At 57.2% G+C, this 21,218-nt stretch carries 21 protein-coding genes and 4 pseudogenes; 14 read left to right on the forward strand and 11 right to left on the reverse strand.

Going from position 1 to position 21,218, the window contains the following annotated elements; all coding sequences use genetic code 11:
- Window positions 1–15: 15 nt before the first annotated feature.
- From BTHE68_RS35545 to BTHE68_RS35580, 8 genes and pseudogenes are all read right to left on the reverse strand, one after another.
- A pseudogene (locus BTHE68_RS35545) lies at window positions 16–147 on the reverse strand (transposase domain-containing protein); the annotation flags it as partial.
- Between the two features lie 113 nt (window positions 148–260).
- Window positions 261–1,261: pseudogene (locus BTHE68_RS35550) on the reverse strand (tyrosine-type recombinase/integrase).
- Window positions 1,245–2,183, reverse strand: coding sequence for a tyrosine-type recombinase/integrase (locus BTHE68_RS35555; protein ID WP_162071014.1), 939 nt, complete (start codon window positions 2,181–2,183; stop codon window positions 1,245–1,247). Before BTHE68_RS35555 ends, BTHE68_RS35550 begins: the two are co-directional and overlap by 17 nt.
- Entirely contained in the window at window positions 2,065–3,420 is a 1,356-nt protein-coding gene (locus tag BTHE68_RS35560) for a tyrosine-type recombinase/integrase (protein ID WP_162071015.1), read from the reverse strand. Before BTHE68_RS35560 ends, BTHE68_RS35555 begins: the two co-directional genes overlap by 119 nt.
- A gap of 110 nt (window positions 3,421–3,530) precedes the next feature.
- Window positions 3,531–5,032 (reverse strand): annotated as a pseudogene (gene tnpC / locus BTHE68_RS35565) (IS66 family transposase); the annotation flags it as partial.
- Between the two features lie 29 nt (window positions 5,033–5,061).
- The gene (tnpB, locus tag BTHE68_RS35570) at window positions 5,062–5,433 is read right to left on the reverse strand and encodes an IS66 family insertion sequence element accessory protein TnpB (protein ID WP_232078410.1); all 372 of its coding nucleotides are present in this window, start codon (window positions 5,431–5,433) and stop codon (window positions 5,062–5,064) included.
- Complete coding sequence (tnpA, locus tag BTHE68_RS35575) at window positions 5,430–5,831, reverse strand: IS66-like element accessory protein TnpA (RefSeq protein ID WP_162071016.1); 402 nt, start codon at window positions 5,829–5,831, stop codon at window positions 5,430–5,432. Before tnpA ends, tnpB begins: the two co-directional genes overlap by 4 nt.
- Before the next feature lie 38 nt (window positions 5,832–5,869).
- Window positions 5,870–7,239 (reverse strand): IS3 family transposase gene (locus BTHE68_RS35580; protein ID WP_502710632.1). Its coding sequence is split into 2 segments (ribosomal slippage): window positions 5,870–6,759 and window positions 6,759–7,239, totalling 1,371 coding nucleotides; the frame shifts between segments, so codons are not numbered across the junction.
- 152 nt (window positions 7,240–7,391) lie between these two features.
- Between BTHE68_RS35580 and BTHE68_RS35585 the strand changes: the two genes are divergently transcribed.
- On the forward strand, window positions 7,392–7,985 hold the full coding sequence (locus BTHE68_RS35585) for an RES family NAD+ phosphorylase (protein WP_232078413.1): 594 nt from the start codon (window positions 7,392–7,394) through the stop codon (window positions 7,983–7,985).
- Window positions 7,986–8,245: 260 nt separating this feature from the next.
- On the opposite strand, the pseudogene BTHE68_RS35590 reads toward BTHE68_RS35585, so the two are convergent.
- The 3 genes and pseudogenes from BTHE68_RS35590 to BTHE68_RS35600 all read right to left on the reverse strand — a co-directional run bounded on the left by BTHE68_RS35590 (window position 8,246) and on the right by BTHE68_RS35600 (window position 9,605).
- Window positions 8,246–8,524: pseudogene (locus tag BTHE68_RS35590) on the reverse strand (HU family DNA-binding protein).
- 61 nt (window positions 8,525–8,585) lie between these two features.
- Window positions 8,586–8,864, reverse strand: a complete 279-nt coding sequence (relB, locus tag BTHE68_RS35595) for a type II toxin-antitoxin system RelB family antitoxin (protein ID WP_041733689.1) — start codon at window positions 8,862–8,864, stop codon at window positions 8,586–8,588.
- Window positions 8,865–9,314: 450 nt separating this feature from the next.
- Entirely contained in the window at window positions 9,315–9,605 is a 291-nt protein-coding gene (locus tag BTHE68_RS35600; RefSeq protein ID WP_041733691.1) for an Arc family DNA-binding protein, read from the reverse strand.
- 384 nt (window positions 9,606–9,989) lie between these two features.
- On the opposite strand from BTHE68_RS35600, the gene BTHE68_RS35605 reads away from it, so the two are divergent.
- From BTHE68_RS35605 to BTHE68_RS35665, 13 genes are all read left to right on the forward strand, one after another.
- Window positions 9,990–10,358, forward strand: coding sequence for a TrbC/VirB2 family protein (locus tag BTHE68_RS35605; protein WP_014253264.1), 369 nt, complete (start codon window positions 9,990–9,992; stop codon window positions 10,356–10,358).
- The gene (locus BTHE68_RS35610) at window positions 10,355–10,657 is read left to right on the forward strand and encodes a VirB3 family type IV secretion system protein (RefSeq protein WP_041733693.1); all 303 of its coding nucleotides are present in this window, start codon (window positions 10,355–10,357) and stop codon (window positions 10,655–10,657) included. The genes BTHE68_RS35605 and BTHE68_RS35610 overlap by 4 nt, the downstream gene beginning before the upstream one ends.
- A gap of 22 nt (window positions 10,658–10,679) precedes the next feature.
- The gene (locus BTHE68_RS35615; protein WP_162071172.1) at window positions 10,680–13,307 is read left to right on the forward strand and encodes a VirB4 family type IV secretion/conjugal transfer ATPase; all 2,628 of its coding nucleotides are present in this window, start codon (window positions 10,680–10,682) and stop codon (window positions 13,305–13,307) included.
- A gap of 11 nt (window positions 13,308–13,318) precedes the next feature.
- Entirely contained in the window at window positions 13,319–13,981 is a 663-nt protein-coding gene (locus tag BTHE68_RS35620) for a TrbJ/VirB5 family protein (protein WP_162071017.1), read from the forward strand.
- 246 nt (window positions 13,982–14,227) lie between these two features.
- The gene (locus BTHE68_RS35625) at window positions 14,228–14,614 is read left to right on the forward strand and encodes a hypothetical protein (protein ID WP_041733697.1); all 387 of its coding nucleotides are present in this window, start codon (window positions 14,228–14,230) and stop codon (window positions 14,612–14,614) included.
- Window positions 14,615–14,616: 2 nt separating this feature from the next.
- Complete coding sequence (locus BTHE68_RS35630) at window positions 14,617–15,483, forward strand: TrbL/VirB6 family protein (protein ID WP_162071018.1); 867 nt, start codon at window positions 14,617–14,619, stop codon at window positions 15,481–15,483.
- A complete protein-coding gene (locus tag BTHE68_RS35635) occupies window positions 15,480–16,157 on the forward strand; it encodes a VirB8 family type IV secretion system protein (protein WP_014253268.1) in 678 nt (225 codons plus the stop codon). Before BTHE68_RS35630 ends, BTHE68_RS35635 begins: the two co-directional genes overlap by 4 nt.
- Before the next feature lie 38 nt (window positions 16,158–16,195).
- The gene (locus tag BTHE68_RS35640) at window positions 16,196–17,005 is read left to right on the forward strand and encodes a TrbG/VirB9 family P-type conjugative transfer protein (RefSeq protein ID WP_162071019.1); all 810 of its coding nucleotides are present in this window, start codon (window positions 16,196–16,198) and stop codon (window positions 17,003–17,005) included.
- A gap of 1 nt (window position 17,006) precedes the next feature.
- A complete protein-coding gene (locus BTHE68_RS35645; protein ID WP_162071020.1) occupies window positions 17,007–18,230 on the forward strand; it encodes a TrbI/VirB10 family protein in 1,224 nt (407 codons plus the stop codon).
- 9 nt (window positions 18,231–18,239) lie between these two features.
- Complete coding sequence (virB11, locus tag BTHE68_RS35650) at window positions 18,240–19,262, forward strand: P-type DNA transfer ATPase VirB11 (RefSeq protein ID WP_162071021.1); 1,023 nt, start codon at window positions 18,240–18,242, stop codon at window positions 19,260–19,262.
- Window positions 19,249–20,169: a lytic transglycosylase domain-containing protein gene (locus tag BTHE68_RS35655; protein WP_232078417.1), complete on the forward strand. Its 921-nt coding sequence runs from the start codon at window positions 19,249–19,251 to the stop codon at window positions 20,167–20,169. The genes virB11 and BTHE68_RS35655 overlap by 14 nt, the downstream gene beginning before the upstream one ends.
- 44 nt (window positions 20,170–20,213) lie before the next feature.
- On the forward strand, window positions 20,214–20,801 hold the full coding sequence (locus BTHE68_RS35660; RefSeq protein ID WP_162071022.1) for a hypothetical protein: 588 nt from the start codon (window positions 20,214–20,216) through the stop codon (window positions 20,799–20,801).
- A 129-nt stretch (window positions 20,802–20,930) separates the two neighbouring features.
- Complete coding sequence (locus BTHE68_RS35665) at window positions 20,931–21,170, forward strand: hypothetical protein (protein ID WP_014253274.1); 240 nt, start codon at window positions 20,931–20,933, stop codon at window positions 21,168–21,170.
- Window positions 21,171–21,218: the final 48 nt, after the last annotated feature.

The following is a 21,218-nucleotide window of genomic DNA, read 5'->3' on the forward strand; positions in this document are numbered from 1 at the left end:
TGGAGATTATGATTCTCAGACGGTGCGGAGCTGATCGGCAACGACCCACGGTGTGAGTTCGTTGATGCGGTTAATCGCATGGTCGGCGATGCGTGCGAGCACGAAGCGTAGATATGCCTCAGGATCGAGGCTGTTCAGTTTTGCGGTTTATGCCGTCTACCGAACTATGCCGAGCGGCTCTCTGGGCAGCCGCACTTACGCGCTCGATTGCGAAGTACGGCGCCCGCGTGTGCAGGCTCCATTCGGCATAGTCCTTCGCTTCACAGCGATTCAAGAAAGCTGATCAGGCGGTCGCCTGGCCGGAAGCGATTCGATTTGCGGTTCTCGTAGGGCTTAAGCTTGCTCAGTGCCGCCTCTTTGAGCGCGAGATGGGCATGCAGATAGGTCTGCGTTGTTTCAATTGATTCGTGGCCCAGCCATAGTGCGATCACAGAGGAGTCGACACCCGCTTGCAGTAGCTCCATTGCGGCGCTGTGCCTCAGCACATGCGGCGAGACGCGCTTGAACTCAAGGATGGACATCTCTCACAAGCGGTGCGTGTGTGCTTGGCGAGGAGGGTTTGGACACTGTCAGCGCTAAGCCGGCCTCCATGCACATTGGGAAACAACGGTCTCGCGTTGCGGCGCGCCGGCTCACTGGTCCAGGCCTTGAGGACGCTCTGCACGTACGATGTCAGTGGTGTACACCGTTCCTTTCGACCCTTGCCGACACACCTCACATGAGCTCCAATGCCGAAGTGAATGGAATCCCTGTCGAGGTTGATAAGTTCAGAAAGACGCAAGCCAGTCTGAACCGCGAGCAACAATAAGGCATGATCCCGGCGTCCTAGCCACGTCGAGCGGTCGGGCGCCGCGAGAATCGCGTCAATCTCCGGGCGTTCCAAGAAGTGCATTTGGCGCTTGTCATGGCGCTTGCTTGGTATTGCAAGTATCCGTTGAATGAGGGCGCCGTATGTTGGCTCCTCAAACGAGAGGTACCGGAAGAATGAGCGAATGGCCGTCAGACGCAGATTGCGCGTGCAGACGCTGACACCACGTGCCATTTCCAAGTCGGCAAGAAACGTGCTGATGTACGGCGCATCCAGATCATCGAGGGTCAAGGCCGAAGGCGGTTTGCGGAGCTTCGTCTGGGCAAACTTGAGCAATAGCCGAAACGTATCCCTGTACGATGCAATCGTATTGCTGCTGGCGTTGCGCTGCTGCATAAGTCGGATCGTGAAGTAGCGCTCCATAAGCGGAGCGACATTAGGCGTTGACTTCATGGCCGGCCTCCCACCGTCGATCAAGGCGCTCTGCAGCTTCTTCCATCAACTGCGGACACGCTGATAGATACCAATACGTGTCGCGCACGCAGGTGTGGCCGAGGTAGGTAGAAAGCAGCGGGAGCCGCTGCTCAACATCGAGCCCTTCGCGATACCAGTCAAGAAGCGTCCGGATGGCGAAGCTATGTCGGAAGTCGTGAACACGGGGACCCGAGTGGTCGCCTGCGCGTCGCAGCCCAGTCTCGCGGGATAAGCGCCAGAAGACACGATGAACATACTGATGAAGCAAGGCGCCGCCGCGCTCTGCCACAAAGAAGTGCGGCCCACAGTGTGACCTGAGATGAGCATCTCGCCGGTCGGCGTAGCAGCGAAGAGCGGCGCAGGTCGTCGGATGCAAGGGTACCAGACGTGACTTGTCGAACTTACTCTGTCGAATCGTTAGTACGCCCTCGCCCAAGTCGACGTCGCTGCGGTGAAGTCCGATTGCCTCGGATAGCCGGATACCGGTTACCGCGATCAACCCAAACAGGTAATAGTAAGTCCATCGTCGCAGTGCTTTTGCAGGCGGCAGGGCCAGCGCCGCCGTCAATAGCGCGTTGATCTCCGCTTCGCTATAGATATATGGCCGAGCACGTTTCAAGGACGGTAAGACCCCGACAGGTGGCACCTCCGTTCGCGGATTGATGTTCGCGACATGCCGGGCGAAGCCACGCACATCGGTGAGTCTCAATGTCCACGAGGCGTGCCGGCCGACCGGCAAGGTCGCCCAAGCTACGGCAAGCGTGGTCGTGATGGTCGCAGCATTATGGCTTTCCATGAAAGAAACAAAGTCGGCGAGCCGCCGTGCTTGATACTGATACTTGTATCCGAGACCCTGTCGCATGCTCAAATACTGCTCGAGTGCTGAATGCAAGGTGATCATTGCAGACCTCCTGGCCAAGGAAGACCCAGTGTGCGAAGCGCCGCGATGTTGACCTTCGCGTAGATGCGCGTTGTGTCGTGGTTCTCGTGCCGCAGCAATTCCCCGATTGCGAGAGCGTTGCACCCGAGCGGAGAAGCTCGGTAGCGAGGCTGTGGCAGAAGAGGTGCGCCCCATGATGAGCGCAACCGCCGATTCCAGCTCGCTTGAGAGCCATCTTGGCGATCATCGTGATAGCGCCACCAGAAGCGAAGCCGACATGAGGCGCAAGTGTGCGGATAAACAACTGGCGACACGATGACACCGCACGGTCATTGCGCAGATAGGCCACAATGGCCGCGCCGACATCAGGTGGCATCGGCATCCGTACCTGTTGCCGCCCCTTTGCGCGAATGAGCATCGTCCCTGAGCGCCAGTCAATATCGTCCAGAGTGAGGGATGCAACTTCGCTGGTTCGCAATCCAAGTCTGGCCAGCATCAAGACGATCGCGAAATCTCGCCGCCCCAAGCGGGTCGTTCGATCACAATCATCGAGAACCTTCTGAACCTGAGCAACCGATAAGTAGGTCGGCAGATCTGCAAGCTTCCAGTGCCTGATCGAGGGCACGCAGCCTGCAAGAGCGAGCGGGTTGGACCCATCGTAGTAGAGGTATCGTAAAAGCGCCCGCAGAGCTGTGCACATTGCCTTCCCTGACCGCACACTTGAGTCGTGGGCGTGGCGTTCAACGTAACGAATGACGTCGTCCTGCATGATCTTGCTGAGATCGATGGCGCCGGCAGCGCACACCTCACGCAGAAAACTACGGACGACGGGCAGGTGGCGGAGGATTGACTTCGGGGCGAGGCCTCGCTCGTCGCGTAGGTAATTCGCGAACTCCCGGAATATCAGGTCCTCTGGTGGAATCGGTGGCAACGACGCAGGTGGAATCACCTTCGTGTCGCGCAGCAGTGTTAACAGCCGCTTCAGCGCCGCCCTGTCACCAGGTTGGATCGACTGTTTGCGTGCTCGGTAAGTCAGATACTGCTCAAGTACCTGCTCATCGAAACCGGTCATCACCAGGTGGCGTCTTGAGAGCCAGCTCAAGAGACCACTGACTAGGTTAAGGCATCGCCACATACCTTGGCGGGCCAACCCATCCTTCACGACACCCGCGGCGTACAGTTCGATTAGTTGACCGTGGGGGCCGTTCTTTAGGCGTCGGAACAGCCGACTCTTGCCCAGATACTCTTCTGCGTCCATGATCCTGTCCTCCGTTGTCTGACACGGAGATACAAGACTAACTATGCCGAACCCATGCCGTCCCGCTCACGTTGAGCCTGACCTAAAGCAAACCAGCTCGGCATAGTTCAGTACACGGCATAAACCGCATTATGCCGCGCCCGGCATAATGCGGTGCCAATGAGGCTATAGATTGCGGCGGCACGTTCACCGCCAGAATCTGCTCCTGCGAACAGGTAGTTACGTCGCCCTATGGCCACCCCGCGTAGCGCGCGCTCGACTGGAAGGTTGTCGATTTCAAGCTGGCCGTCATCGCAATAGCGTGTGAACGCTTCCCACCGGTTCAGCGCATAAAGGATTGCCCGACTCGTGCCGACTTGCGCGAGAGCGTCGCCAGCATCGTTCTGAGCCACGCATGGAACTCATCGAGTAGTGGCCGCGCATGCGCCTGACGATACGCACGGCGTTCGTCGGGCGGTTTGCCCCTGATTGTCTCCTCAATCCTGTATAGCGCGCCGATGCGCTCAAGCGCTTCAGTGTTTAACGCATTGGGACGCGCTGCGTGTAATTCATAGAACTGACGTCGCGCGTGCGCCCAGCAAGCCGCCTCGGTGACGCGCCCGCTTTCGTAGATGGCCTGGTAGCCCCCGTATGCGTCGGCTTGCAGCGTACCGCTGAATGACTCGAGATGCTGTTGCGGATGGATGCCCTTGCGATCCGGCGTGTAGGCGAACCACACCGCCGGTGGCGTCATGTCGGCTGACGCACGATCATCGCGAACGTAAACCCACAAGCGACCGGTCTTCTTCCTGCCGTTGCCCGGTGCCAGCACTGGAACTGGCGTGTCGTCCGCGTGCAGTTTCGTCGCCGACATCACGTGAGCACGCAGTGTTTGTACAAGCGGCTGCAGCAATGTTGCCGCGTGACCGACCCACTTCGCAAGCAGCGAGCGATCCAGCGCGACGCCTTCCCGGGCGTACATGACCGACTGCCGATAAAGCGGCACGTGGTCTGCGAACTTCGAGACCAGCACGTGTGCCAGCAGCCCTGGGCCGGCGAGACCGCGTTCGATGGGACGACTCGGTGCAGGCGCCTGAGAGATGTGGTCGCAACACACGCACGCAAACTTCGGGCGCACATGACGAATGACCCGGAAGCTTGCCGGTACGTACTCAAGTTGCTCGGCGACGTCTTCGCCCAGCGACTTCATCTCGCCACCGCATTCCGAACACTTCCCGGCAGATTCGGGCAAGTGCGTCCGGATCTCGCGCGGCAGATGCTCAGGCAGTGGCTTGCGCGGTGCCTGTTCCACAACCGCGCGCGGCGTCTTTGGGATTTCGACCGGCGCCGCGCCTTCATCGGCTTCAAGCTCCTCGAGGCGCAACTCGAGTTGCCCGATCTGATGGTCCAGCTTCTCCGACTTGCGACCGAACTGCATACGGCGCAGCTTGGCAATGAGCAGCTTCAGGTGTTCGACTTCGGCTGCGCGCGATGCCAACGCGACTTGTTGCGAGTTAACCGTTTCCTGCAGTTTGAGCATCTGCACGTCGCGCTCACGCAGCGCCGCCTCCTGGCTGAGCAGCATCGCCTTCAGCGTTTGGACATCGTCGGGAAGTGGGCTCACGCGCGTCATGCGACCAGTTTACGCGTGGGCAACGACGTTTACAACGCTGAGGTCGGTCGTGCCGTTCTCGTCGGCTGCCGCCAGTCGATGCCTTCCAGCAGCATCGATAGTTGCGCCGGGCTCAGACAAATAACGCCACCGTCGGCTTGAGGCCATACGAAGCGCCCCTTCTCGAGTCGCTTCATCAGCAGGCACATGCCATCGCCGCTCCACCACAGCACTTTGAGCAGGTCGCCGCGTTTGCCGCGAAACACGAAGACGTGCCCGCAGAACGGATCCTGTTCGAGCACGGTCTGCACCTTGGCAGCGAGACTGTTAAATCCGGCCCGCATGTCGGTGACTCCTGCGGCCAGCCACACCCGTGATCCGGACGGCAGGCCAACGGCGGACGGCAGCATCAGCAGGCTCATCGAGCAAGGCCCCGCACGATCTTGATCAGAGTTGCGATAGGCGTGTCGGCGCTCAGGCGTAGCCGGACCTCGCCACATTCGACCTCGTACATGCTGGCGCTGCCCGATGATGGGCACGTCGGTACTTCCGGTGAAGGCTCAGCCACGGCCACTGGTAGCCAGTTGAGTGCAGTCGCCTCCGGCAGCGCAACGTCGGGTATGCCGAAATCGCCGGACAGATAATGACGACGCCATTTGAACAGCAGATTGGCGTTGATGTCGTGCTCGCGAGCGATGAGCGCAGCCGACGCGCCCGGTTTGAGCGTCGCCTCGACGATCTGCCGCTTGAACTCGACAGAAAAATTCGGTCGCTTGGACCGTTTGGATTGAGGAGAGCTGTCCACTGTTGCGTCCACCATTCATTTGAACCGAACCCAGAAAGTTGGACGACTGATAGTTATGCTGGAGCGAAACGAACTCGATATTCGACGGGGCTCAGCCCCTTCAGCTTCAGCTTGATACGCTCATGGTTGTAGTAGTAAATGTATTCCTTCAGGCCTTTCTCAAGGTCGTCGAGATCGCGAAACTCGCCGGCGTAGTAGAACTCCGTCTTCAGGGTACCGAAGAAACTCTCCATTGCGGCATTGTCGAGGCAGTTTCCGCGCCGGGACATGCTCGGCGTAACCGCCCTCTGCTTCAGCAAGTGACGGTAGGTGGAGAGACGATATTGCCAGCCTTGATCGGAATGAAGCACCGGTCGATCTTTGGGCTTCAGCCTTGTGAAGGCTTTTCGAAGCATTGTCCCATCCATATCGAACAGGGGACGTCTTGCCATCTCGTAAGAGACGATCTCACCGTTATACAGGTCCAGTACAGGCGACAGATACAGTTTTCGGCCGGAGAGGTTGAATTCGGTCACGTCCGTCGCCCATTTCTCGTTAGGCCGCTTTGCTGCAAATTTGCGCTGGAGTAGATTGGGCGCCGCACGACCGACTTCTCCCCGGAATGGGCGAAACTTCCTGCCCCGAAGACATGACTTGATCTTCATCTGCCCCATTAGTCGCCGCACCGTCTTGTGGTTGATTAGCATGCCGCTCTTGCGGAGAACCATCGTGATTCGTCGATATCCATATCTGCCCTTGTGCTGCTCGAAGATCTTCTGAATGCTAGCCTTGACGGCAGCATACTTGTCGCTCATCTGCAGCACCTTCTGCTGGTAGTAAAAGGTGCTTCGAGCCAGGCCGGAAGCTCTCAACAGGCCCGCGAGCGGGTACAGCTGCCTCAGCTCAAGCACGATTTGCGCTCGTTCTCTTGCGCTTGCCGTTTGCTCGCTCGAACCGAGGCGTCGAGTTTTTTTAGGTACGCGTTCTCCAGACGAAGATAGTTCAGCTCGTCAAGAAGCTCTTCCCGGCTACGCACGGCGTCACCGGATGCCGCTGGTCGCGCATTGGGCTTGGATTTCTTCATCTTCGTATTGTGACAACCGCTGGAGCCAAAGGACAGCGCCTTAACGCCCCCCTCCTTGTATTGACGCTCCCAATTACCGATGACATCGGATCTACGTATGTCGAACAGCGCGGCTGCTTGACGATATGACAGACCGTCCTCTTGCACGCGCGCTAACACAGAAAGCTTGAAAGACGCTGAGTAACATTGTTTTCGCTTCGGTCGCAACCCGCTCGCGCCATGCGCCTTGTAAGCAGCTACCCACTGCCTGAGTGACGAAAAGTCAACAGCGTGACGCTTCGCGACTGTCCTCAGACTTAAATGGCCTTCACAATAATCCTTCGCTGCGGCGAGCTTGGTCTGCTCGTTGTATTTTCCCATAAACCCCTCTCGGTTGATGTCCAACCTTTGGGGTTCGGTTCACATTTGGTGGGCACCAAAGTAGCCAAACTCAACGACGAAATCTACACGGTATTGAGGACTCGCTTACGACTCCGGCGCCGCCGGCGACACTTCATGTGACGCCATGGACTTTGACCAGCAAGCAGGTGCTGCACCGGGTGCACTCCGATCAGTACCAAGCTGACGAGTTCAATCCGGGAAAGAAAGGCAATGCGCGTTTCAGTCCGATCCGCGATAACAAAGGCAAGGCGATTCCGACCATCTACGCGGCGATGACGTTCGACGCTGCCGCCATGGAATCGGTGTTCCACGACGTCTCCCACGCGCCTGGCTATAAGAACTACGCCAAGGACAAACTCGAGGGACAAGTGCATTCCCAGGTGCAGGCCCAGCGCGATCTAAAGCTTGCCGACCTCAGCAGCGTCGCGCTACGCAAACTCGGCGTGCAACGCAAGCAGTTGATCGACACAGAAAAGAGCGAATACCCGAACACGCGTCTGTGGGCTGAAGCCATTCATGCAAAGCACGAGGACATCCAAGGGCTCTCCTGGATCTCGCGCCAGGACGACACGGCGCGCGCCGTGGTGCTGTTTGGTGATCGCGTTCCGCAGGGGACGCTGCAGCAGGTCGGCAGCCCACGAAATTTATTGAGAGACGAGCAGGCTTACGCGGAACTGCTGGACCTTGCAGACCGCATCGGCGTTGACGTAACGCCAGGAAAGTAGAACCGACGTCGCAGCTGCAAGATCTGTCTATGCCCTCTTCTTCTAAACGAAACAACATGAGGCGAAAGCCGCCGCGCGGCACCATCGCACGCTATGGCGATTGCATCGTCGAGGTCTTGGGTGGAGCACGAGGTCAACGCGTGATGATCAGATCGATTCATCCGGATGGCTCGGAGCGCCTGGGCGCTGTCAAGCTCACCAGTCTGCAACCGCTTGGCGGCCAACTTTTCTGAGTGGCTCGACAACAACCGCGCGCCAGGTCAAGACCGGTTGACCGCATCCTTGAATGCTTTGCCGGCCATGAATTTCACGGTCTTCGCTGCAGCAATTTACATCGCTTCGCCTGTTGCCGGATTACGACCCGTTCGTGCGGCGCGCTCTCCACGGCCAAACGTGCCGAACCCCACGAGCTGAACCGCATTTCCTGCCGCTACCTCCGTCGAGATCGTCTCCAACACAGCTCCGATTGCCTCTTCCGCTGCGCTCTTGCTGATCCCAACTTCGGATGCGACTGCATCAACCAATTCTTGTTTGTTCATCCCTTCCCCCATTTCGATTGCTCACTACTCATCGCTGCAGGCTGCGGCAACGAAACCGCATCTACGTTGATCCGGTATCGGCCGCTTCCAGGTCGAATAAATCTGAAGTCGTACCGTACTCCCCAACCAAGTCCGACAGTTCGCCATTCCGAACTTTGGCCAGCGTCTCGGGTGACAGCCAAATGTCTTCCATCGCGTCAATCCCCTCCTCGATCATTCGCTGCAAGAAAAACGACTGCTTTCGTCCCGTTACCTCGGCCAGCACTCGGAGGCGCTGCTCGATTACCGGGTCGATGCGAACCGCAACGACTCGCAACTTGTTCTCCGCCGACCTTCTCATTCCATTTCCCCGTACTGTCGATGCCGATCCGTCGACTCGCCGGATCCTGCACCTGTTAGGTAGCGCATGCAGACATTATCGCCGCACGATACTTCTGTCTCGCCGCGTTACTAGTGGCTCCAGGACGGGCCGGACACAGCAACAGTACCGGGGTCAACGATATGCCCGCGTCGCCGCGGTGGCCGCGCGACGGAGCGCGGTGCCTTCACTTGAAGCTGAAGCTATCTTCGCGCGACTCGAGCGCCGTAAGCTCGCCTTGAAGACGGAGCCGCATTTTGTGAAGTGCGTCGCCTCGCTGAGAAAATCAGCACCATTTTCGAATAGTTCAATAAATGCCGTCGAAGGCCCGCTGCACAGCAGCAATACAAATGCGTAGGAGCGACACAAACTCTTACAAAGTAAGTGGCACTACATTACGAACAATTTCGATGTTTTGTCTGATCATAGGCACTAGCGAGGTGCGTCATTGGTGCCGCCGTTGTTATTCACGATGTCAAGCATTCGTTGCGCAAACATCGTGATCTCGGCTGGCGTCATGAGCTCAGCCAGGGACATTCGAGAAATAGTGAGGTGCAACGTCGATATCTCAGTGCCGGCGCCTGCCGAGAGCGGAGGAAACGTTGATTCAAGACGTGCGACGAGCTCGGCATTCAGCGGTCGGCGGTTTTTCTCCGCAGCCGCCTTCAGCTCCTCGTACAGAGGCCAAGGCAAGCGATATTGAGAGCGGTGGGTATCTTCCATAGTTAAATTTGACACTACCCAGACACTGTCGTATAGTGACAATAAGTCACTATATAGTGACACCAACGGAGAAGGAGCGAGAATGGGCGAATCTGTTCGATCACAGTATCGAATTCCCAAGGAGCTGAATGAGTGGCTCAGCGCGCGCGCCAAAGCCGAAGAGCGATCTCGAAACGCCCAATTGGTTGTTGAGCTGAGGACCCGTATGCGAGAAACAACTCAATCTCAGCCCGACCCTACAAGCGAGTTCGATCAAACAAACCACGACTAATCAATTCTTCAATCACGAGATAAGATCAAGTCATATATTAGTACTACTTATAAATTATCGAATTTATTCAAAAACTAACGAACCTTAAGGTTCAGCTCACGAAAGGGCCAAAAATGCAAACGCAGAACTCAAACCAAGCCGCCGAAACCCAGAAAGCCGATCGACTGGGCCAGGTACTCGACTTGACCGCCAATGCCTGTGCGATCGCCCTCCTCCTTCTTCCGCAGCTCGCACACGCTCAAGACGCATCGGGAACATTTGGCGGAATCACAGCTTTCTTGAGATCAGTCACACAATTGCTGATCTACGAGTGGGGCTACTACATCGGCATCATCACCTTGGCAATCCAAGGATACCGCTGGAAGACCGGCCGCATCGATCTCATGACGCTCGGTGGTTGGGGCCTCGGCATTGGCCTCGTCTTCTTTGCTCCCAACATCGTATCTGATCTCAAGGCACGCTCCGCCGGAACGATCGTATGAGTGTGGGCGAAGAATCTCATGACGATGAGGGGGAAGCGCTTGTCGCTGCAATGACTCGCCCCACGATGGTCGGTGGATTGACGCTCGCAAGTCTGGCGATGAGTTTCTACATTCCGGGCATGGCCGCGATGATCTCGCGGTCCGTGTTGCCCGCAATGGCCATCCCCTTCCTCCTGCTTGCTAGTTATTTAATCTGTCTCAAAGACGTTTACTTGTTCGACATCTTGGCAGCCGCAACGCATTTGAAGGCCTGCCCGAACAAGCGCTTCTGGAGATGCCGACGCTATGCGCCTCGTTGACGTTCTGAAAGAGAAGTTCGACATGTCGCTGTCGATGCCGCTGCCGGACGGGGCGGCCCTCGACCACAAGGAAATGGCTGCAAGCGACATGATCCCTTATACCGTGCATTACGACGACGAAACCATCATCACGAAAGATGATGGTCTGGTGCAGGTTATTGAGCTTGATGGACTGTATTTCGACTCGTTTAGTTCGACCCAAATGAAGCAGTTCGAACGGCGACGGAATACCGTGTTGCGTTCGATCGCGAACAGCGACCGCGGCGTCTACGTTCACCTGATTCGTCGCAAGGTGAACCAGTACCCGGAAGGTGATGGCGGTACGTGGTTTGCGCGGCGATTCAACGCAGCTTGGCGGCAGCGGTATGAGAAGCGATCGTTCTACGTGAACAAGATCTACATCAGCATCGTTCGGAATCGCTTTCGGCAAGGAGCACCGGGTCTGCTGGACCGCGTTTTCTCGCTCGCCTCAGGTGCGAAGGTTTCGTCTGACGACGTGGATTCCCTAGAAGAGCAAGCGAAGGACCTGAACGAAGCTACGAATCTTGTCGTGCAGACCCTGTCCGGCTACGGTGCGCGAAAGCTTTGTGTCCGGCGCCGACCGGCGTTTCTCAATGAACAGGTTAGTGCGGCGGATGCTCAGGTCGCGATCCGGCGATTCAACCTGAGCTGGAAAGAGTTTCAGACTCAGTACGACGTGTGTCAAGTGTACGACCGCGAAGACGTAGAGGACTATCTCGGCCAAGACTATTCGGAGATTGCTGGGTTTTTCCACTACCTGATCAATCTGGAAGACGAACGTGTACCCATCACCGACCTGCAGCTCGACCGGACGCTTGCTGTGTCTTGGCTCGATTTCAAGGTAGTGGGCAACATGATGGCCGTGCAAAACCTCAGCGCAACGCGGGCCGGTGCCATGCTGAGCATGGCGGAATGGCCAGCACGCACGCCCTCAAACATGCTTAACGAGTTCTTGAAGCAACCCGTGGAGTACATCGTCACGCAGTCGTTTTTCTTCAGCGACCGTATTACAGCCGAGCACGATATGAAACAAGAGCGGCGACGTCTCGTTGTCAACGACCGGGACGGCGGTGCAGAAGAGGACAAAAAGGAAATCACTGATGGGCTGCGCGATCTGACGAGCGGTCGAGCAGTCAACGGCCTCCATCATTTGACGATCCTCGCCCATGTGCCTGCCGCAACGTCGCACGCCGACCCTGTTGAGAACAGAAAGCAAACGATTGCGGATCTTGACAACGCGGTCGCGTTGCTCAAGAAATCGTTCGTCAACCTCGGTGTGAAGGCGGTGCGTGAATGGTTTGCGGTCGAGACTTTTTTTTGGTCGCAGCTTCCTGGCCAGGCGCAGCACTTCATCGGTCGGCGCGGGAAGATCAAGTCAGGCAACTTCGCTGGATTTGCATCGCTGCATAACTACGCGATTGGAAAGATCGACGGCAACCTGTGGGGGCCTGCGATCATGCCTTTCGAAACAGAGAGCGGCACCGCCTACTACTTCAACTTCCATCGAGAAATGGAGGGGATGGTCGCGGGCCATTTGGCCTTGACCGCAGACACTGGAGCAGGGAAAACCACCCTACTGTCGGCACTAATAGCCATGGCAGACAAGGCCCGGCCTCGCGTGTTTTGGTTTGATAACCGCGAGGGTGCGAAGGTGTTCATGCGAGCGATGGGTGCGCCACATACCACGCTGTCGGTTCAGGGAAACACCGGCTGGAATCCCTTCAAGTTGCCCGACTCCCCCGAGAATCGCCTGTACCTCGTGGAATTGATGACGCTGATGCGCACGTGCTATGGCGGAACGCTCGTTCCCGCCGACATCGAGCGATTCAAGCGGGCAGTCACCGAGAACTACGACGTCTTGCCTTTTCAAGACCGACGTTTGCGCAACGTTGCATGGTGCTTTGGTCAGGGCGAACTCGCGAAGGACATGCGAATCTGGCATGGCGCAAATGGTTCAGCAGGTGCCAACTGGGGCGTGTTCGACAACGAGAACGACAGCATCAGCCTCACGCAGTGCCGGCACTACTGCTTCGAAATGCGGCAACTTATCAAGGACGGGGTTGCTCGGCCCGAGCTGCCCGTCGTCTTGAGCTATCCGTTCCACCGCATCGAGCAGTCCATGAACGGCGAGCCGTTCATCCTCGTGCTGGAAGAAGGTCAGAACCTTGTCAAGCACGCGTACTGGCGCGAAAAGATTGACAGCTACATCATGCAGATCCGCCGTAAGAACGGTCTGCTGATCTTCGTCACGCCCGATGCGAAATACCTCTACTGCGAAACCGATTCAATCCAGAAGCAAACTGCAACGAAGATTTTCCTTCCGAACGGCGAGGCGAGCAAGACCGATCTGGTGGACCGTCTCGGCCTCACGATCGGCGAGTTCGACTTCGTTCACGACACTCCGCCCGAGAGCTTCAAGTTTTTGATACGGCGCGGCAACGAGTCGATTCGGGTCAGGTTCGATCTGTCTGATATGCGTGAATTTATTCCTGTCCTTTCCTCGAACGACAGGGGCGTTGCGCTGATGGAGCGAATCATCATTGAGCTCAAGACCGACGACCCGGAACAATGGGTACCAGTCTTTATGCAGCGCGCACTCGCCGAGAACACCCACAACCTAAAAAGGTAAGGAGCGGGACCGTGCGAAATACTCTGTTAGCCATCGCCCTAGGCGCGTCACTCAGCGTTTCGGTGCCAATTTACGCGACCGGCATCCCCACGTTCGACGCCGCGACCTTTCTTCAACTCCAGCAGCAACTTTCGCAATTGCAGGAACAGTACAAAACTCTAAAAGATCAGTACGCAGCGGTCACCGGAAGCTATGGTCGTGGTTCGATCGGATTGAATCAGTCGATCAACGCGGCATCGGTTGTACCGGGATCGTGGCAGGAGGTAGTTTCGCAACAGCAGAGCGGCACCTTTGGTGCGAGGCAAAACTTTTACGAGAAGCTGATCAACACAATGCCGCAGGACGTGTTCGCGGATCCTAATGCGCAAAATGCGACGACGTACAAAATGAGCACAGATTCGGTTCGGGCTGCTTTAGCGGGTGGGGACTCACTGTATTCCGAGGTCCAGACGCACCTCAACAACCTATCCGTGCTGAGTCAGCAGGTGGATACAACGACCAACGTTAAAGATGCCCAAGACTTGCAGAACCGCATCTCCAGCGAGAACGGCATGTTGTCGAGCGCCATGGCGAAGCTCAACGCAATGAACATGAATTTACAAGCGAATCTGGTGAACCAGCAGAATCAGGCAACCGCAGCGACACAGAGATATTTCCATCGTACTGGTCAATAAGCACTTGCTTCTTGCGAGAAAACATAGTTCCTGAGAGAGATGTCATGAAAATCCTCGCGTTCCTTCCAGTCTTCATCCTTTTCTGGCCGATGGTGAAGATTGCGAAGAAAGCTTGGCGTTTATTCGCCGTGTTACTTCTCATTGGCCTCATGGGTGGATGTGCAAACTCGTCGAACAAGCTCGATAAGTCTCCGTGCGCTTGCAAATTCGAGCCGATCAAAACACGTACCTAAAAAAGGAAAGCCAATGCGCAATCTTTACTGGATGCTGATTTCAGGGGCCATTGTGGCCGTCGCCGTCGGCGGTGCTGTCTACTACCTTTTTCCGAGACAGCCATCGACCGGTGCTGTTCCGAACATGCAGCAAACGCCACCAGCAGAGGCTCATGTCCTAATCGTGCCAAGGGAGAATCCGTTGCTGACCGCTGACAAGTCCCAGTTCAGGCAACTCATGCCGCCGTATTGCGGGGCCGACATCTTCATGCAGGCAAATCCGGAGCCGCACAAGGTCGACGTGTGCGTAAGCGGCACAATCTCTCGAGTCTCTAGTGCAACTGGTGTCAAGCTCACGCGCTCTGATGTGCTAGATCCGCGTGTCAAAGACCATTGGCGCGAAGTAATGGGAGTTCATTAGCCATGGCTGCGATGACTTTACAGGGTTTGGTCGGTGCGGCTGACGGCGTAACAGGGTCATTTCTGTCGCAGACCTATCCTGCTATTGCATCTGCAGTCTCGACACCTCTTACTTACGCAGCGGTGCTCTATTGGGCACTTTTCGGCTACAGGGTGTACGCCGGCTATGCGGGCGTTCAGTGGCGAGACTTGCTAGCGAAGTGCGTTATGACGGTGGCAGTGTTTGGCACACTTAACTGGGCGGGCTTCGCTCAGCTGATCTACAGCGCCTTCACATCTGCAATGGAAAGCGCATCTGCAACGCTCATGGCCGGCAAGCCGACGACACAGATGCTTGATGCACTCTTCACCAATGTTCAGCAAGTGTCGGAAACGCTGCGTTCAGCGGATTTCTATCAGATCGCGATGATCCTCGACGGTTTGCTCCTGTTCGTCTTGAACTGCATTTTATTTGTACTCGCGTTGGTGTACATGACGATTGCAAAGTTCGGGCTGGCGATCACGATGGTTCTTTGCCCTTTATTCATCGGCTTCTTGATGTTTGCCGAAACGCGACAGTGGTTCATGAACTGGTTGAGCAAGATGCTGACGTTCGTTTTCATTTACGTCCTCGTAATCGCTATTGTTCGCTTCGGCTTTCTGGCCTTCGGCGACGCTATCGATACAGCGGGCCAAGCCGCACAAGCCCCGTCTCCTGATTTAGTGACTTCCGAGCAGACAACGCAGCTCGTTATCGTAGAAGGCGTCCTGATTCTGTTCATGTTAGGCGTTAGAAGTTGGGCGTCGGCGTTGGCGGGAGGTGCATCGACGTCCACAGGCACACTGGTCATGGTGGCTCGCATGGCGCTAGCGAAAGGAGCAGGCAAATGAAGTCTCTCGCGAAAGGAACCTTCGTGGGTGATGTGTCCACACGTCGTTCGCAGCTTGGCGGCTCGAACAAGCTCAAGCAAGAGCGCAACCGTGCATACCTCTTCATCGGCTTGCTTCTCTTTGTGGTCGGCGGAATGGCTAGCGCGATCACCGTGCTAGCCAACATTCACACGGTCATTCCAGTCGTGTCCGTGCTCGATGCAAATGGGCACGTGGTAAAGCAACAGGTTGTCAACAAGGAGACCATCTCAGGCCAGGAAAGCTTTGTCCAGAGCCAGGTGTACGACTTCATCATGTATTGCAACACGTTTGACCCGGACTGGCGGCAACGCTTCGCCGATCTGTGTCGCTTGCATTCGACGCAATCGGTCGCCGCACAGTATGACGCGGAGACGAGTGCGGATAACGCTAACAACCCCTACTACCAGCTCGGCCAAGGCGGCCGTCGCTATCCGAAGATCACGGGTATTACATCGCTCGGAAAGGATGCTTATCAAGTCTCCTTTCAATCCATCACCGAAAAGCCTGGCAGCCCGCCGAAGACCGACTACTACACGGCGCTCGTGCGCTACACCTTTACGTTCAAACCGCTCGCGTTGGGCGACCGTTGGGAGAACGCGCTCGGATATGCCACGACGGGGTATCGGAAGGATCAAGAGTTGAGCCGCCAGTAACGCGCCGTCGGCAAGTGCTTCGTGAAAGGAATCAGACCATGAACTTCAAATCCGCTCCCATCGCTTTCGCCATGATCAGCAGCGTGACGATTTCGCTGATTCCTGCCTCCTCACTTGCGGCCAAACTCCCGCATGCGCTTGTAACTGATGATCGCGTCAAGCAGGTTCCGTACGACCCAAATCAAGTGTACGAGGTGGTTGGCACATACGGTTACCAGACCTCCATCGAGTTTGCCAACGACGAGATAGTCAAGGTCGTCTCGTTGGGTGACTCGATCGCCTGGCAGACAGTGCCCTACCAGAATCGCTTGTTCATCAAGCCGGTCGAGCCGAATGCGGCAACCAACCTGACCGTCGTGACCGACAAGCGCACCTATTACTTCAAGCTCACCAGTTCGAAGGCGCGCACGACGCAGACGTTTCTCGTGCGTTTCATCTACCTGAACTCAGGTTCAAACCAGAATGCGAACATAAGCGGCTACGTCGGCGGGGGCCGTGCCGGCGCGAGCACGAGTAACGGGATTGATCCTGCGCGACTGAATATTGACTATGGCATATCGGGAGACAAAACCGCAATTCCGCTCAAACGCGCATTTGACGACGGTCAGTTCACTTATTTCCTCTTCGACCAGAACGCTGAGATTCCCTCCTTCTACACCGTGGGTCCGGACGGCACCGAGTCTGCAGTGAGTCCGCGCCGGGAAGGCCCGTACATGGTCGTCAAGCGGACTGCGAGCCTCTTCACGCTGCGCAACGGCGACGCCCACCTCTGCGTACAGAACAATGCGAATCCATATCGCCGTGCTGATATGAGCGCAGCTTCGGCGCTCAGAACAGTGGAGCATTGATATGGCGGATCCGAACAGCAATACGCCAGATGACCGCGAAGCGGCCGTTCGCGAGTGGGAGAAGCAGGCGAATGCGTCGATGGTCGTCGACAATCGAAAGAAGCGGTTTGGTGGCATCGCCATCGCCGCGATCGCGGCCGGCGCCATCGCGGCGGTGTGGTTGGCCAAGCACAGCGGAAATGACACGGCCAAATCGGCGGCAAGCAGCGATATTTCCATCCCAGATCGGAAGCCTGTGCCGAAACTCAAGGATCATGAAGCGGCGAGTACTTCCTCTGTCGCCGCAGCACCCGCTCCAACACCGGCAAGCACGGTGCAGGCCGATGACCCGATGAAAGCGCAGCGCGAGCAGATGGAAATGCAGCGTCGAGAGCAAGCGCGCCGTCTACTGGAAGCTCGCATGAAGTCGGCCATCATCCCGCCAAACAGCGCGAATCAGCCAGCAGGCGTTCAATCACAGTCTGGGCCTGATGCAGGCAGCCAAGTTCGGCAGAACACCGGGATGTTAGGAGGCGGCTCGGGCGATCAGGGTCCGCAAGATGCCAATTCGCGCTTCGCGCGCGCGGTAAGTGGCAACGCTGTCCCGGTGAGCATGGCAAGTCAGATCGACAATCTTCCCTACAAGGTTTTGCAAGGCGAGTTTATTGAAGCGGTTCTGGAACCGCGAGCGATCTCCGATCTCCCGGGCCAGTTGTGCGCGCTTGTGCAACGCGACGTCTATGGCGCACAAGGTCGGCTCAAACTCATTCCGTGGGGCTCTCGAGTGTGCGGCACGTACAACGCGGAGTTGCGCAAAGGCCAGGATCGCGTCTTCGTCGTGTGGAACACCCTGCGTCGTCCGGACGGCGTGCAAGTTGCCATTGACAGCGCTGGCAGCGACCAACTTGGAACAGCGGGTATGGGCGGCATCGTTGACACCCATTTTGCTGAGATCTTCGGCATGTCTGCCCTCCTGTCAATCATCGGTGCCGGTGCGTCGAACGCGGGGGTGAGTTCGGGCGACCAGAACAACTCCGCCTCGCAATACCGGCAGTCGGTCCAGCAAGCCGCGGCTCAGTCGTCGCAGCAAGTACTTTCTCCGTACATCAACATTCAGCCCACCGTCACAGTGCCAGCGGGCTCCCGCGTACGTATCTACGTGAACAAGGATCTGGATTTCACGTCGATTTATAAGGAACAAATCGACGCGGCGAAGCACGTCGATGGCGTAACGTTTATTCAATGAGGAGGAGACATGTCGCAGATTGCCTCCTTCCGAGCCAAGCTCTCCCTGTTAGCGGACTATCTCGATGACAAAGAGGTGACCGAGATCCAGGTCAACAAGCCCGGCGAACTCTGGCTCAGAAAAAAAGATTCGTATTACGCGGAAAAGATCGAAGTGCCCGGCCTGTCGTATCAGCTTCTGTCGTCATTGGCCGATGTCACCGCCTCCTTCAAGAGTCTTGAGGTGGACCGGGAGAGCCCGATTCTCTCGGCTGAAATCCCTGTGAACCTTGATGATGGTATTCCGGATTTCGAGCGCGGAACCTATCGGGCTGAAATGATCCTCCCGCCCGTTGTGCCGGAGGGAACCATCGCGATGACGATTCGGAAGCAATCGCTCGTTCGGATGAGTCTGCCGAAATACCTGGAACAAGGCGCGTTCCGCTTCGTGAACGGCGACGTGGTCGACGAGCCGTACTCGGATGCACGGCTGGAGGAGATGTACCGCGAGAAGCAGTGGGACACGTTCCTACGCGGCGCCGTCCTCGCGCACAAGAACATCGTCATTTCTGCTGGCACCTATTGCGGCAAGACCACATGCCTCAATGCGCTGGTACAGGAAATACCCGGACATGAACGCATCGTCACGATCGAAGACTCTCGAGAAATCGAGCCGGCGCAGCCGAATTGCGTGCGACTGTCCTACGCCCGCCATCAAGCGTCAGGACCGGCTGCGGTGACACCAACCACGTTGCTTCGCTCGTGCATGCGGCTCACACCTGACCGGGTCATCATGGGTGAGATCCGCGGTTCGGAGGCGGTTGAGTTCGTGAACATGCTCAACACCGGCCACAAGGGATCGCTTACGACCATCCACACGGATTCGCCCGCCGAGATGTACGACCGGTTCGGCGAGCTGATGGACGGCCATACCTCGATGACACGCGAACAGATCATCGAGCGCGTCAAGAGGCGTATCGACGTTGTTGTGCAGTGGAAATACACAGAGCGCAACGGCCGCTACATATCGGAGATCCTTTATGCAGGCGCGTGATCTGTCCGCAACATTGCTGTCGACCGGCCTGCTGATCGCCCTCTCCCGGATCGCTACCGCGCAGACGCCAGCGTCGGCCCTGCCCTTCGACAAGCTGGCCGCCGAGTGCGCCCCAGGGGTGCATCCGAGCACGCTCAGGGGCGTAGTGACCACCGAATCGGCAGGAAATCCCTTCGCGATTGGCGTTGTAGGCGGTCGGCTGGAGCGTCAGCCGCGCAACTTGCCGGAGGCGGTCGCGACGGCCAGAGCGCTCGAGCGCCAGGGATTCAATTTTTCGATTGGCCTCGGACAGGTTAATCGCTACAACCTTGCGAAGTACGGCGAGCGTTACGAGACGGTATTTGAGCCGTGCCGCAACCTCAAGGCCGGCGGTGCGATTCTTAGAGATTGCTACCAGCGAGCGCGAGCCCGGATTCCAGACGATCAGCAGGCGCTGCGCGCGGCGTTCAGCTGCTACTACTCAGGCAACTTCACGCGCGGTTTCCGGCCAGATCGCGCGGGTCAGCCGAGCTACGTGCAAAAGGTTGTTGCAAACGCGACGGACACGGCCGAACTGATTCCCGTCGTGCCCGCAGTAAAGCTAAATCGCGATGATGCCGGCGTTGCAGTGCGACAGGCGACCATCCCAAAGCCTGCGAAGCAATCGGCTGCGTCGGCGCAATGGGTGATGTTTGCTGACGGCCGGTCGCGTCGCGAACCGACTTCCGCCTTGCCGGTCGACGACACCAGCAAAGAGCCGACTGTCAAAGTGCGACTCGCGACACCAACGAAGGGCGCAGCGGTCGAAGCCAACCCGACTCGTCCCGTCTCAACGTCGTCATCACACGAAACGCAGCCTGTCCCTGTCCAGCGATCACCGACATCGACCACGCAAGAGGCTGCGCCGTTCGTGCAGTTTGTAGATTGACGCTTCTCTAGATCACGAGAAAAGCTCCATTGGGAGAAGAAACGATGAAAAAAGCCCTCGTTACTCTGTTTGTGCTCGGCGCGTCGATGTCGACGCAGGCCTCGGAATACGGCTGCAAGGTGCTGCTGTGCCTCGCAAACCCTGCATCCAACGGCGGACCGAAAGGCGTTAGCGAATGCGTACCTCCCATCAACCAGCTCTACCACGATCTGAGCAAGGGGCGACCGTTTCCGAGTTGCGATCAAGCTGACGGCAATGATGGATCGAGCTACGCCCGTCAAGTCTATGATCCGTATGATCCTTGCCCTGCGCCTTTGCTACCCGCCGAGCGCGGCGCTTACGTCGTACAGGGCCAGAAAAGATCGAGCGGTAACAAGGGAGGCTGGTTCGGGGGCGATGGATCGTACACACTGAGTGATCGACCGCAAGTCTCGGAGTCATCGCTCAGTGACGGCTACGTTTCGGGCGCGCGGGCGTGTGTCGGTCAACGGATCGGATCGTACGTCGTGGGCAACTATGACAACACGTATGCCGTTGCCGTGTTCGACAAGGTGCTTTGGCAGCTACCGCAAAACCCGCGCGCCATCGACGTCTATATCGACAACGGATGGCAACAGCGCGTGCGTTGGTGACGGATGTTAAACGGTTGTTTGGTAGCGGGCTAATCTCGCGCAAATGCCGTGTGCAAAACAGGTTCGACGAAAGACGCTATGTCTACGAAGTCGGCGGCGCTCAGCCCATCTATAAACGGAGCACGAAAGATGACCCGACCGCTTTTTATCCGTCTCGCCGATGTGATCGCCTTCCTTGTCGTCACTTATCTGATCGGATCTATTGCCACAAAGATGTTGGGTCAGATTGCCAGCTGGCCGGACCCGGGACGTTGGATCGCGATTTTCGTGGTCGGCGCCCTTGCGATCGCCTGCGCGATTGAGATTAGGCCGATCTCGCGGTGCTTCGTTGACTTGATCCATTTGCCCTTCGACCGTTCGAAGGAATAGCGGACGCTCTCAAGTACTTGGCGGGGCACCCATCAACAAGTGTTCGTC

Source organism: Burkholderia sp. THE68, assembly GCF_009938265.1.
Taxonomy (GTDB): Bacteria; Pseudomonadota; Gammaproteobacteria; order Burkholderiales; family Burkholderiaceae; genus Caballeronia.

Bases quoted from the DNA above. Each gene is read 5' to 3' on its own strand.
- BTHE68_RS35605 (WP_014253264.1), top strand. From the start codon at position 9,990: ATGCAAACGCAGAACTCAAACCAAGCCGCCGAAACCCAGAAAGCCGAT.
- BTHE68_RS35655 (WP_232078417.1), top strand. From the start codon at position 19,249: ATGCAGGCGCGTGATCTGTCCGCAACATTGCTGTCGACCGGCCTGCTG.
- BTHE68_RS35630 (WP_162071018.1), top strand. From the start codon at position 14,617: ATGGCTGCGATGACTTTACAGGGTTTGGTCGGTGCGGCTGACGGCGTA.
- BTHE68_RS35645 (WP_162071020.1), top strand. From the start codon at position 17,007: ATGGCGGATCCGAACAGCAATACGCCAGATGACCGCGAAGCGGCCGTT.
- virB11 (WP_162071021.1), top strand. From the start codon at position 18,240: ATGTCGCAGATTGCCTCCTTCCGAGCCAAGCTCTCCCTGTTAGCGGAC.
- BTHE68_RS35625 (WP_041733697.1), top strand. From the start codon at position 14,228: ATGCGCAATCTTTACTGGATGCTGATTTCAGGGGCCATTGTGGCCGTC.
- relB (WP_041733689.1), bottom strand. From the start codon at position 8,864: ATGAGAAGGTCGGCGGAGAACAAGTTGCGAGTCGTTGCGGTTCGCATC.
- BTHE68_RS35665 (WP_014253274.1), top strand. From the start codon at position 20,931: ATGACCCGACCGCTTTTTATCCGTCTCGCCGATGTGATCGCCTTCCTT.
- BTHE68_RS35560 (WP_162071015.1), bottom strand. From the start codon at position 3,420: ATGGACGCAGAAGAGTATCTGGGCAAGAGTCGGCTGTTCCGACGCCTA.
- BTHE68_RS35660 (WP_162071022.1), top strand. From the start codon at position 20,214: ATGAAAAAAGCCCTCGTTACTCTGTTTGTGCTCGGCGCGTCGATGTCG.
- BTHE68_RS35610 (WP_041733693.1), top strand. From the start codon at position 10,355: ATGAGTGTGGGCGAAGAATCTCATGACGATGAGGGGGAAGCGCTTGTC.
- BTHE68_RS35555 (WP_162071014.1), bottom strand. From the start codon at position 2,183: ATGATCACCTTGCATTCAGCACTCGAGCAGTATTTGAGCATGCGACAG.
- BTHE68_RS35600 (WP_041733691.1), bottom strand. From the start codon at position 9,605: ATGGAAGATACCCACCGCTCTCAATATCGCTTGCCTTGGCCTCTGTAC.
- tnpB (WP_232078410.1), bottom strand. From the start codon at position 5,433: ATGAGCCTGCTGATGCTGCCGTCCGCCGTTGGCCTGCCGTCCGGATCA.
- BTHE68_RS35635 (WP_014253268.1), top strand. From the start codon at position 15,480: ATGAAGTCTCTCGCGAAAGGAACCTTCGTGGGTGATGTGTCCACACGT.
- BTHE68_RS35640 (WP_162071019.1), top strand. From the start codon at position 16,196: ATGAACTTCAAATCCGCTCCCATCGCTTTCGCCATGATCAGCAGCGTG.
- tnpA (WP_162071016.1), bottom strand. From the start codon at position 5,831: ATGGTGGACGCAACAGTGGACAGCTCTCCTCAATCCAAACGGTCCAAG.
- BTHE68_RS35615 (WP_162071172.1), top strand. From the start codon at position 10,680: ATGTCGCTGTCGATGCCGCTGCCGGACGGGGCGGCCCTCGACCACAAG.